The following is an 11,228-nucleotide window of genomic DNA, read 5'->3' as shown; positions in this document are numbered from 1 at the left end:
GCCGAACCGAGGTCGTCGGCATCTTCCCCAACGAAGATGCCATCGTCCGGTTGGTCGGGGCGATCCTGCTCGAACAGAACGACGAATGGGCCGTCCAACGCTCCCGCTACATGACGCTGGAAACGATCGCCGCCATCGACGATGATCCTGCCGTCCTCGGCCTGCCGAACATGGCGGCCTGAGGACGCCGCCCATATCGGCGCGCCCGCTGGCCACCGGTCAGCTACACCACCTCTCGGGACACGATCCAATCCGACCCGCACCGACCACCGCCCCGGGTCGTTCAAGGTGAATTTGCGCACCGGTCGCTGGGGCGACTTCTCGACCGGCGACAAGGGTGGCGATCTCATCGCCCTTGCCGCGTTCCTCCACACAAACGGCGACATGGGCGAGGCCGCGCGCTCGGTCCCTATCCCGTCCTCGTGTTCTCCGGTGAACAAGGAACGGGCAAGTCGACGATCTCGCGCCTGGTGCGAAGCCTGGTCGACCCCAACGCCGCGCCCATCCGCGCCGTGCCGAAGGATGACCGTGACCTCGTCGTCGGCGCAGTGAACTCCCACGTCATCGCCCTGGACAACCTGTCCAGCGTGCCGAACTGGTTGAGCGATGCGCTCTGCCGGCTCGCGACCGGCGGTGGTTTCGCCTCCCGCATGCTCCACACCGACCGCGACGAGAGCGTCATGCAGGCGATGAGGCCGATCATCCTCAACGGTATCCCGTCCCTGACCGATCGGCCTGACCTCGCCTCGCGCGCCGTGACGGTTCGGTTGCGACCGATCCCCGACAACGAGCGGCGAACCGAGGCGGAGTTCTGGGGAGCATGGGCAACCACCGCCCCGCGTGTTCTCGGCGCACTGCTCGATGCCCTGTCGACCGGCCTGCGGCGTCTGCCTTCGGTGAAGCTGGCGCGGTCGCCCCGAATGGCCGACTTCGCCAGCTTCGCCACGGCCTGTGAACCCGCTCTCGGCTTCGAACATGGAGCGTTCCTCGCCGCCTATGCGGAGAACCTGTCGGACGTCGCCGAGACCACGTTCGAAGCCGATCCCATTGCCGTGGCGATCCGCGACATGGTCCGCGCCGAATACCCGTCGGGATGGAACGGCACCCCGACAGAGCTACTCGCCGCGCTCAACCTCCGCGCCTCCGATGCGTCGCGGCGGCTGAGGCTCTGGCCTCAGACATCGAACTCCCTCGGCAGTCGCGTCGACCGCGTTGCACCCCTGCTCCGGCAGCAGGGGTTCCGCGTCGATCGAAAGCACTCGGGAACACGCACCATCTCGATTGCGCCGGCCGTCGGCGCCTGACCCGCCTTCGCCCCGCCCCCCGTCTTCCTGAGTGGCACCACCGCTGAACCCTGACCATGAAGGGGATGGCGGTGGTCGTCGTTCAGGGCACTCGACTGGTGCGACCGCCTCGTCCCGCAGGGGGGAGGGGGTTTAAATCCTTGAGCCGACAGGGGCCCGTTACCGGTTGGGATCCCACGCGCAGAATTTTTTCTGCCGGCGGCAAGAACTTCCGACAGTTCAGAAAGATAACGGCTTCAATTGCTTTCCCCACGTCACCCCAGCGTCGGGGGAGTGGACGACCCTGGTCGACCCGTGGACGACTTTTCACCACCGAGCCGTCCGCTCAACTCATTGAAAAAATTTATGATAGGTGACCTTGGACGACTTGGACGACCCAATTCCCATAAGGGAGAAAAAGGGTACTCCGGAAAGAGGGGAGAAACGCTCCTGGACTTCGTGGCGTGGAATGGATTGCCAAGGGAAAGGGGTATTCTCGGAGGGGGTAGCGACCAACGAGGGGGATGGGCCTCTGACGCGCCATATTCGCGGGAACAGAGCCGAGCCTCGGCGCGTGTGAAATCGCTCTGTTTGGCGACCTATTGGTGACCCAGACCGAAAGAGGTCCCGATCAGCGATCGAGGTCAAATCCAAAAATAAAATAATTTCGATGGGATGGGCTGGAGCGGGCGATGGGAATCGAACCCACGACATTCAGCTTGGGAAGCTGACGTTCTACCTCTGAACTACGCCCGCTCGAGCGCCCCACACATAGACTCCTCGACCCGCGTCGCGCAAGAGGGGCGGTGCCTCCGTCGCCCGGAACGATCGGGGCCCGGTGTGGCGATCGCCGCGGGCGCTGCGAATAGCCGTCAGGGCGGCAATCGCCGTGTGCGCCGGCGACCGGGGGACGGGGCAGCGACCACCGTCCGGGCCAGTGTCGCCACCGGCCGCGTCGGCGAAGTCGGCGTGGCCGTCGGCGAAGTCGGCGTGGCCGTCGGCGCTGCGACCGCCCCCGATCCATCCCCGCCTCCCCTGCTCGCACTTCCCCGCCCCCTCCCCACCGGCACCCTCGCCGCGGCCGTGGCTGCAACCCTTCCCTGGCCTTCCCCGGCGCCCACCTCACCCGCTCACCGCCGGCGGCGGGCGACGTGGCCGTGGGAGGTCTTGTTCCAGCGATGCGGCGCGACGATCAGTTCGATCAGCGCGCGATGGGCGGCCAACGAGATCAGCGCCCAATAGACCGGCATGGTCAGGAGATCGCGCAGCCGCGGCGGGCGGTCCGAGCGGCGGCCGACCTCGTTGGCCAAGGCGATGCCACCGGCGAGCCCCATGGCGTGGGCGGTGAGGCTGCCGACCAGGACGAGGTCGTCGACGAAGTCGCGATCGTCGAGGAAAGGCAGCACGCCGCAGAGATGAAGGCCGATCAACACCACGCTCGGCAGAAAGACGAAGGCCGAGGCCAGTTGACCGCCGATCACCAGATGAAACACCACCGCCCGGCGCCACCCGAGTTCGCGGTGGAGCCGCCGCGGCCGGCGCATGTGCACCAGCCAGGTCTGCATCCAACCCTTCTGCCAGCGCACCCGCTGGGCGAGCCAGCCGCGGGGGTCGGCCGGCGCCTCCTCGCCGGTGACCGAGTCGACCACCCCGAGCCGCCAGCCGGCGCGGGCGAGGCGCACGGCGACGTCGGCATCCTCGGTGACGTTGTGCGGATCCCAGCCGCCGACCGCCACCAGGGAGTCGCGGCGAAAATGGTTCGAGGTGCCGCCGAGCGGCAGGAACAGATCGTTGGCCGCCAGCCAGGGCAACAGGCCGTGGAACAGCATGGCGTACTCGATCTCGAACTGGCGCACCAACCAGGTGCGATCGGCCTCGACATGGTCGATCTCCAGCGCCGCCTGGACCACCGCGAGATCGGGCGGACCGGCGCTGAAGGCGGCGGCGGCGCGGCGCAGTTGGTCGGGGTCGGGCCGATCCTCGGCGTCGTAGACGCAGACCAGATCGGCATCGACGGTGGCGAGCGCGAAGTCGAGCGCCTTGGGTTTGGTGCGCGGTTGCGACGGCGGCACCCGGATCGTCTCGATCGCCGTGTCGGCGACCGCCGCTTCGGCCGCCGCCAGGGTGGCGGCGTCGTCGGCCTCGACCACCAGGCGCACCGCGAGGCGATCGGCGGGATAGTCGAGGCGGCCCAGCGCCGCGACCAGATCGGCGACCACCGGCGCCTCGTCGTGGATCGGCACCAACACCGCGAAGTGGGGTAGTTCGGCGTCGGCGAGCGCCGGCGGCGGGACGACCAGGGGGACGGAATCGGCGATCGCCGCCCGCGCGAAGCCGAGCAGCAGGAACAGCGCCGTCCAGGCCACCACCAGGGTGTCGGAGAGCGAGGCGGCGGCGGCGATCCAGGCGAGGCCGACCGCCGCCACCAGGGCGATCTGCCAGGGCTCGCAGCGGGACGCCGCCGACAGGACGGGATCGTGGTCGCGGACCGCATTCACCGCCCGGCGTGCCAGGGCGAGGGCGAAGCGGGCGATCAGGGCGCGGCGCAGGACGCGGGGCGCGGCGACGGCGAAGCGCGCGCGCAAGCCGGGACGCGCAGCGAGATGGGCGCGGGTCGCGGCCCGCGCGGCTTCGGCGGGAGCGGCGATCAGCACGATCTCACCGCCGGGGGGCGCGACGAGCAGGCGATCGACCCGCGCGAATACCGCCGGCGGCGGCGGCTCGGCGTCCGCGGGCAGCGGCTCGGGGGCGAGGTCGGCGAAGAAGGCGACGCCGAGATCGGCGGCGACGGCGCGCCACCGTCGCGTCTCGCCATCCGCGATCCCGGGCGACGGCAACCCCGAACGGCGTCGCTCGTCCGTCTGCCGCCGGCGGGCGGCCCGGGTCGGATCCATCGAAGCCCCCCGATCGGCGCGCGGGCATGCGAAAGCCGTTCCCACGGCGCCGGACCATGTTCTAGTGTCGCGCGCGGGAGTCGCCGTTCCTCGACGGGTGGCCCCACGCAACCGGATACTCGCCATGATTGCATCTTTCGCCGTTTCTGTCTCGCGCAAAGCCGTCCGGGCGATGGCCGTGGCGATGCTGACGGCGGCCGCGTCGGCCGGTGCCGTCGCCGCCGAGACCGGAACGACGCCGCCGCCCGCGGTGGTGCGCCCGGCGGATTCGGCGGGGGCGGTGCCGCCGGCCTTCTGGGATCGCAAGAACCGGGTTCCGAAGCCGACCGCCGACGTCGGCGCGATCCGTTTCCTGACCTCCGGCGATTTTCCGCCCTTCGCCTTCCTCGATTCCGAGGGGCGGCTGATCGGCTTCCACGTCGAATTGGCACGGTCGATCTGCGAGGTGCTGGAGGCGACCTGCACCCTGCAGATGCGGCCCTTCGGCGATCTGGTGGCGGCGCTCGGCGACAAGCGCGGCGACGCGATCATCGCCGGGCTCAAGGTGACGCCGGAGCTGCGGCCGAAGCTCGACACCTCCGATGCCTATCTGACCACCCCGGGGCGCTTCGTGGTGCGGGTCGGAGCGACGGCGACGGCGACCCCGGAAGGGCTCGCCGGGCGGTGGATCTCGGTGGTCTCGGGATCGGCGCACGAGGCCTTCGTGCTCGCGACCTTCCCGGCGGCGCGGGTCGCCGCCTATCCGGACGAGACCGCGGCGCGCGACGCGCTGCGCGACGGCCGGGTCGAGGCGCATTTCGGCGACGCGCTGTCGCTGTCGTTCTGGCTGTCGGGCACCGCGAGTCGCGGCTGCTGCGACTTCCGCGGTGCGGCCTGGACCGAGAGCGGCTATTTCGGCGAGGGCCTGCGGATCGCCGTCGCCAAGGGCAACCGCCGTCTCAAACAGAGCGTCGACTACGCGCTGCAGAAGCTCGGCGAAGACGGCCGGCTGACCGAACTCTACCAACGCTGGTTCCCGCGCGGCTATTACTGACGGCGCCCGGCGCCGATCGTCCTCCCCTCCCCTCTCCTCCGGTACCGGATACCCCATGCCCGATTTTCTGTGGACCACCCCCGACGACGCCCGCGCCACCGTGCTGCTCGCCCATGGTGCCGGAGCGCCGATGGATTCGAGCTTCATGACGCGCATCGCCGAAGGTTTGGGGACCCTCGGCGTGGCGGTGGCGCGCTTCGAATTCGACTACATGGCCAAGCGCCGCACGACCGGCAAGAAGCGGCCGCCGCCGAAGGCCGAGACGCTGGTGCCGGCCTTCGCCGCCGCGGCGGTTGCCTGCGCCGCCGATCCGCGCTGCGTCGGACCGCTGATCGTCGGCGGCAAGTCGATGGGCGGGCGGATCGCGGCGATGGCCGCCGGCCTGCCGCTCGACCCGCGGGTCGCGGGCGTCGCCTGTCTCGGCTATCCGTTCCATGGGCCCGGGCGGCCCGAGGAGATCCGTCTGGCGCCGCTCCAGGTCGGGCTGTTGCCGGTCCTGGTGCTGCAGGGCGAGCGCGACGAATTCGGCAACCGCGCCGAGGTCGAAGCGCTGGCGGTCGGCGACCGGGTACGGTTCGAATGGATCCCCGACGGCAGCCACGACTTCGGTCCGCCGGGCGCCTCGCCGGCGACGCTGAAGACCAACATCCAGCACGCCTGCACGACGCTCGCCGCCTTCGCCCTGGCCTTCGTCGGGGAGTGAGCGGGGGGCGCGCGGGCGCGGCGATCGGTCACACGCTAGGGTGGTGATCGCCGCAGATTCGCCCGAGAGCGGGGGCCAGATCGCTCCGACGCCACCCGGCGTCGGAGGAGAGCCCCGATGAATCCGTCCCTCGTCCCCGCCGTCTCGATGTCGATCGTCCTCGCCCTGGCGTTCGCCGTGGCACCGGCCTTCGCCGGCGACTGCGAGCGCTTCCCCGGCATCCCCTATGTCCAGGTCCGGAGCTCCGCCGAGGCCGAGCGGGTGCCGGATCGCGGCGGGATCACCGTCGAGGTGGCCGCCCGCGGCGCCGATGCCGGCGCGGCCTATGCGGCGCTGGCGGTCAAGACCGAGCGGCTGGTCGCGGCGATCCACGGCACCGGCGTCACCGACGACCGGATCAAGTCCCGTGGGCCCACGGCGCAGGACGTCTACGACGTCACGCGCGATCCGAACGGGCGCGAGATCGTCGAAAAGCGGGCGAAGATCGGCGTCGATGCCAGCTATGGCCTGACCATCCGGGTCGACGGCATCGACAAGCCGGAAGGCCGCCAGCGCCTCGAAGGCCGTGGTCGCGGCCGTCGCCGGTGCCGGCGGCTCACTGACCGGGACCTCGTTCACGGTTTCCGACGAGCGCGAGATCGTCGCCGGGCTCGAGCGCGACGCGCTCAAGTCGGCGATCGCCAAGGCGCGCGGCCTGATCGAGGCGGCCGGTGGTCGGCCCGGGCGGGTGCTGGCGATCTACGACACCGAGCATTGGTCCGAAGGCGGCGCCGCCGATCTCGCCCGCAAGCCGCCGGGACCGGAGATCCGGTTCACCATCCTGCCGGGCACGACGCGACTCACGGGAGTGACCCAGGTGATCGTCGAGAGCCTCGCGCCGTGAGGCCCGGCGTCACGCCGCCGGCGGGCGGACCGTCGCCGGATCGAAGGTGTACTTGGTCGAGCAGAACTCGCAGGTGACGACGATCGCGCCGTCGACGGTCATGTCCTCGACCTGTTCGGCGGTGAACTGGCCGAGCATGTCCTCGACCCGCTCGCGCGAGCAGCGGCAGCGCTCGACCAACGTCTGCGGCTCGAACACCCGCGCGCCGCGTTCGTGGAACAGGCGAAAGAGCAGGCGCTCGGCGGAGACCTCCGGGTCGGTCAGCTCGAGGTCCTCGATGGTCGCGACCAGGGCCTCGGCCTCGGTCCAGGCGTCGTCGTCGGCGACCTCCGGCAGGTCGGTGCCCTCGGGGGCGTCGCCGGGATGGAGGTCGCGGGCGCGGCGGCGATCTTCGCTCTCGGGCAGGAACTGGGCGAGCAGGCCGCCGGCGCGCCAGGCGTGGCGGGTGCCGCCGCCGGGCAGGCGGGTCAGTTCCTCGGCGACCGCCAGGCGGACCTTGGTCGGGATCTGCTCGGACTGCTGGAACCAGACGTGCGCGACCTCCTCGAGGCCGGTGTGGTCGAGGGCGACCACGCCCTGGTAGCGGTTCATGTCGCCGCCCTGGTCGATGGTCATGGCGAGATGGCCGCGGCCGAGGAGATCGGCGGGCGTGGCGCTGCCTTGCGCGATCGCCGCTTCGACCGCTTCGGCATCGAAGCTCGCATAGGCGCGCAGGCCGTCGGGGGTCTGGAAATCGACGATCAGCATCGACACCGGCCCGTCGGTGCGGGTCTGGAGCACGAAACGGCCTTCGAACTTCAGCGCCGTGCCGAGCAGCGAGGTCAGGGCGATGGCCTCGGCGAGCAGGCGGGCGACCGGGGTCGGATAGGCGTGGCGGGCGAGGATGGCGTCCAGCGCCGGCCCGAGACGCACCACCCGGCCGCGCAGGTCGAGCGACGGCACGGCATAGGGCAGCACGGAATCGAGGGCCGCCGAAGGCGGTGCGGACGGCGCGGTCATGGCAGATCCCGAAGTCGGAGGGTGGGCGGCGGTCCGGTCCACGGGCGCCGAAGGGGCGACGGCGACCGCCCGCCCCGTCCCGCGATCGGCGGGTCGGAGCGGAGGGTCGCGCGAGATCCCCGATATGGGGTGGGACCGGCGTCGGCGCCAGTCCCCCCTCGTGAACCGTCAGACGCCTTCGGCGCCGAGGCACCAGGCGAGCACGCCCTTCTGGGCATGGAGGCGGTTCTCGGCCTCGTCGAACACCACCGACTGCGGTCCGTCGATGACCTCGCCGGTCACCTCCTCGTCGCGATGGGCCGGCAGGCAGTGCATGAAGATCGCGTCCGGGTTGGCGGCGGCCATCAGTCGGGCATTGACCTGGAACGGCTTCAGCAGGTTGTGGCGGCGCTCGCTCTCGTCGTCACCCATCGACACCCAGGTGTCGGTGGTGACGCAGTCGGCCCCTTCCACCGCCTCGTAGGCGTCGGCGGTCAGGTGCACCGAGGCGCCGTGGCGGCGGGCCCAGTTGACCAGATCCATCTTCGGCGCCAGTTCCGGCGGCGTGGCGATGCGCAGATGGAAGTCGAACCGCGCCGCGGCATGGATCCACGAGGCGAGGACGTTGTTGGTGTCGCCGACCCAGGCCACGGTCTTGCCGGCGATCGGCCCGCGATGTTCCTCGAAGGTCATCACGTCGGCCATGATCTGGCAGGGATGCGAGAGCTTGGTCAGGCCGTTGATCACCGGCACGGTGGCGTTCTCGGCGAGTTCGAGCAGCGCCGAATGGTCGAGAATGCGGATCATGATTGCGTCGACGAAGCGCGACAGCACCCGCGCCGTGTCGGCGATGGTCTCGCCGCGGCCGAGCTGCATCTCGTCGCCGGTCAGCATCAGGGTCTCGCCGCCGAGCTCGCGCATGCCGACGTCGAAGGAGACGCGGGTGCGGGTCGAGGGGCGTTCGAAGATCATCGCCAGGACCTTGCCGGCGAGCGGACCTTCGCCGCGGAAGGCGCCGCGTCGGACGCGCTTGAGCCGGGCGGCCTCGTCGAGAACGATACGCAGATCGGCACCGGAAACTTCGGTCAGATCGAGAAAATGACGCTTCCCATCGGCGAGAGTCACGCTGCTGCTCCCTTGTCGCCGCTCCTCGCGGCGGTCTCCAGGTCGTGGGCGGCGGCTTCGATGCGCGCCACGGCCTCTTCGATTTCTTCGTCGCTCACGATCAGAGCGGGAATGATGCGCACCACGTTGTCGCCGGCGCCGATCGTCAGCACCCGGCGGGCACGCCCGGCGGCGACCACGTCGTTCGCCGGCACCACGCACTTGAGGCCGAGCAGCAGACCTTCGCCGCGCACTTCGGAGAAGATCGTCGGGTGGAGATCGACCACCGCGGCGAGCTTCTGCTTCAGGCGCAGGCCGCGATCGCGGACGCTCTCGAGAAAGCCGGGGGCGAGGACCACGTCGAGCACCGCATTGCCGGCAGCCATGGCCAGCAGGTTGCCGCCGTAGGTGGTGCCGTGGCTGCCGGGGGTCATGCCGGCGGCGGCATCCTCGGTGGCGAGGCAGGCGCCGAGCGGAAAGCCGCCGCCGATGCCCTTGGCCGAGGCGAGGATGTCGGGTTCGACGCCATAGCCCTGGTAGGCATAGAGGTGGCCGGTCCGGCCGAGGCCGCACTGGACCTCGTCGAAGATCAGGAGCAGGCCGTTCTCGTCGCAGAGTTCGCGCAGCAGCGTCAGGAAGGCGCGCGGCACCGGGCGCACGCCGCCCTCGCCCTGGATCGGCTCGATCAGGATCGCCGCGGTGTCCGGTCCGATCGCCGCCCGCAGCGCGGCCTCGTCGCCGAAGGGCACCTGATCGAAGCCCTCGACCTTGGGACCGAAGCCTTCGAGATACTTGGCCTGGCCGCCGGCGGCGAGCGTCGCCAGGGTGCGGCCGTGGAAGGCGCCTTCGAAGGTGATGATGCGGAAGCGCTCGGGCCGGCCGGCCACGAAATGATGGCGGCGGGCGGTCTTGATGGCGCATTCCAGCGCCTCGGCGCCGGAATTGGTGAAGAACACGCGGTCGGCGAAGGTCGTCTCGACCAGACGGCGGGCGAGCGTCTCCTGTTCCGGGACGGTGTAGAGATTGGAGACGTGCCAGAGCTTCTCAACCTGGGCCTTGACGGCGCCGACCAGATGGGGGTGGCCGTGGCCGAGTGCGTTGACGGCGATGCCGGCCATCATGTCGAGATAGGTCTCGCCGTCGGTGGTGGTCAGCCAGACGCCCTCGCCTCGCTCGAAGGACAGACCGGCGCGGGCGAAGGACGGGTAGAGCGCGGTCTCGGTCATGTCACATCGACTCCCTGCGGGTTCCGGCCGGATCCGGGCCGCGGCCTCCACCCGCCGGCGTCGCGATCGGCCCGCGCGCGGGCCGGAGGCTCGTGTCGGCGAAGGCCAAAAACGAACAATGCCGCCTCGGCGGCGGCACTTCCAACGCGCGGGATAATGCTCGCGCGCGCGGCAAAGGTCAACATTCCGCTCGGTAATTCTCGCCCCGCCACGACGGCGCCCGAATGGGCGAAGATCCTCGCGACGTCCGCGGCGATACGGCGACGCAGCGGCAGTGTGGCAGATCGGACTCAAGTCTGTTGAAAAGGCGCCGGTCATCCACCGAAACGAGTCGGCCGCGGGTTGCTCGCGAGTCTACCGATGGTGTAGTTTACAGTTCGTTAAACACGACATCTCGTGCGGCGATCCTTCCTGTCTCGAGTATCCCCGTCCATCGACGCAGCTCTCGCGAGCGGCGCCACCGGAGGATTCCTCCGGGCGGGGGAGGATTCGCTCGACACCGACGCGAGGCCACGATTGTGAGGGAAGCGATGATCTCCTGGACCGACGATCGGGTCGAGCTCCTGAAGAAGCTCTGGAGCGACGGCCTCAGTGCCAGCCAGATCGCCGGGGAGCTCGGCGGCGTGACGCGCAATGCGGTGATCGGCAAGGTCCACAGGCTCGGCCTGTCGGGTCGCGCCAAGGCGCCGCAGCCGCAGGCCCAGCGTCCGAAGAAGCCGACGACCCGTCCGGCGACGTCGAGCGTGCGTCCGGTCGGCGCCAACGGCACGATCGGCAATCTGGCGCTGAAGTCCGAGACCGCGCCGGCGACCCGGCCGCAGACGGCGCCGCAGCCGCTGGTCTATTCGCTCTCTGAAGAGCCGCTGATCGCCAATGCCAACGTCCTGCAGATCACCGAACAGACCTGCAAGTGGCCGCTCGGCGATCCCAGCACCGAAGACTTCCACTTCTGTGCACGGCGCTCGGACGTCGGCATCCCCTATTGCGGCTATCACGCCCGCATCGCCTACCAGCCGGTGTCGGAACGCCGCCGCGACCGGCGCGTCGCGCGGATGTGATCCCAAGACACCGAAACGGGGCCGCCACGGCGGCCCCGGTCACGGGAAACGGATCACAGGGAACGA

At 70.2% G+C, this 11,228-nt stretch carries 9 protein-coding genes, 1 tRNA gene and 2 pseudogenes; 7 read left to right on the top strand and 5 right to left on the bottom strand.

The window, feature by feature from the left end; genetic code table 11:
- Both EYW49_RS07385 and EYW49_RS07375 read left to right on the top strand, forming a co-directional pair.
- The coding region (locus EYW49_RS07385; RefSeq protein WP_206365403.1) for a transposase at positions 1-182 on the top strand (182 nt) is incomplete at its 5' end.
- Between the two features lie 240 nt (positions 183-422).
- Positions 423-1,304, top strand: coding sequence for a hypothetical protein (locus EYW49_RS07375; RefSeq protein WP_165498165.1), 882 nt, complete (start codon positions 423-425; stop codon positions 1,302-1,304).
- 660 nt (positions 1,305-1,964) lie between these two features.
- Here EYW49_RS07375 and EYW49_RS07370 read toward each other — a convergent pair.
- Positions 1,965-2,039, bottom strand: a tRNA-Gly gene (locus EYW49_RS07370).
- A 374-nt stretch (positions 2,040-2,413) separates the two neighbouring features.
- Positions 2,414-4,177, bottom strand: coding sequence for a glycosyltransferase (locus EYW49_RS07365; protein WP_131307730.1), 1,764 nt, complete (start codon positions 4,175-4,177; stop codon positions 2,414-2,416).
- A 124-nt stretch (positions 4,178-4,301) separates the two neighbouring features.
- On the opposite strand from EYW49_RS07365, the gene EYW49_RS07360 reads away from it, so the two are divergent.
- The 4 genes and pseudogenes from EYW49_RS07360 to EYW49_RS23590 all read left to right on the top strand — a co-directional run.
- Positions 4,302-5,210, top strand: coding sequence for a transporter substrate-binding domain-containing protein (locus EYW49_RS07360; RefSeq protein ID WP_131307728.1), 909 nt, complete (start codon positions 4,302-4,304; stop codon positions 5,208-5,210).
- Positions 5,211-5,265: 55 nt separating this feature from the next.
- Positions 5,266-5,913, top strand: coding sequence for an alpha/beta family hydrolase (locus EYW49_RS07355; RefSeq protein ID WP_131307726.1), 648 nt, complete (start codon positions 5,266-5,268; stop codon positions 5,911-5,913).
- Positions 5,914-6,030: 117 nt separating this feature from the next.
- A pseudogene (locus EYW49_RS23720) lies at positions 6,031-6,435 on the top strand (SIMPL domain-containing protein); the annotation flags it as partial.
- A gap of 40 nt (positions 6,436-6,475) precedes the next feature.
- Positions 6,476-6,796, top strand: a pseudogene (locus EYW49_RS23590) (SIMPL domain-containing protein); the annotation flags it as partial.
- A gap of 9 nt (positions 6,797-6,805) precedes the next feature.
- Here EYW49_RS23590 and EYW49_RS07340 read toward each other — a convergent pair.
- The 3 genes from EYW49_RS07340 to EYW49_RS07330 all read right to left on the bottom strand — a co-directional run bounded on the left by EYW49_RS07340 (position 6,806) and on the right by EYW49_RS07330 (position 10,104).
- Positions 6,806-7,795 (bottom strand): Hsp33 family molecular chaperone, encoded by a 990-nt coding sequence (locus EYW49_RS07340; protein WP_131307722.1) that lies wholly within the window; start codon positions 7,793-7,795, stop codon positions 6,806-6,808.
- A 168-nt stretch (positions 7,796-7,963) separates the two neighbouring features.
- Positions 7,964-8,899, bottom strand: coding sequence for an ornithine carbamoyltransferase (gene argF, locus EYW49_RS07335; protein ID WP_131307720.1), 936 nt, complete (start codon positions 8,897-8,899; stop codon positions 7,964-7,966).
- Positions 8,896-10,104, bottom strand: coding sequence for an aspartate aminotransferase family protein (locus EYW49_RS07330; RefSeq protein WP_131307718.1), 1,209 nt, complete (start codon positions 10,102-10,104; stop codon positions 8,896-8,898). The genes argF and EYW49_RS07330 overlap by 4 nt, the downstream gene beginning before the upstream one ends.
- Positions 10,105-10,637: 533 nt before the next feature.
- Between EYW49_RS07330 and EYW49_RS07325 the strand changes: the two genes are divergently transcribed.
- Positions 10,638-11,162, top strand: coding sequence for a GcrA family cell cycle regulator (locus EYW49_RS07325; RefSeq protein WP_131307760.1), 525 nt, complete (start codon positions 10,638-10,640; stop codon positions 11,160-11,162).
- The last annotated feature ends 66 nt before the right edge of the window (positions 11,163-11,228 follow it).

The organism is Siculibacillus lacustris, from assembly GCF_004328075.1.
Classification (GTDB): Bacteria; Pseudomonadota; Alphaproteobacteria; order Rhizobiales; family Ancalomicrobiaceae; genus Siculibacillus; species Siculibacillus lacustris.
The sequence above is the reverse complement of the archived record's forward strand: the minus strand, read 5'-3'. Positions and strand labels throughout refer to the sequence as shown.

Excerpts from the sequence above, each read along its gene's own strand:
- EYW49_RS07355 (WP_131307726.1), top strand. The coding sequence starts at position 5,266 with ATGCCCGATTTTCTGTGGACCACCCCCGACGACGCCCGCGCCACCGTG.
- EYW49_RS07360 (WP_131307728.1), top strand. The coding sequence starts at position 4,302 with ATGATTGCATCTTTCGCCGTTTCTGTCTCGCGCAAAGCCGTCCGGGCG.
- EYW49_RS07340 (WP_131307722.1), bottom strand. The coding sequence starts at position 7,795 with ATGACCGCGCCGTCCGCACCGCCTTCGGCGGCCCTCGATTCCGTGCTG.
- EYW49_RS07330 (WP_131307718.1), bottom strand. The coding sequence starts at position 10,104 with ATGACCGAGACCGCGCTCTACCCGTCCTTCGCCCGCGCCGGTCTGTCC.
- EYW49_RS07365 (WP_131307730.1), bottom strand. The coding sequence starts at position 4,177 with ATGGATCCGACCCGGGCCGCCCGCCGGCGGCAGACGGACGAGCGACGC.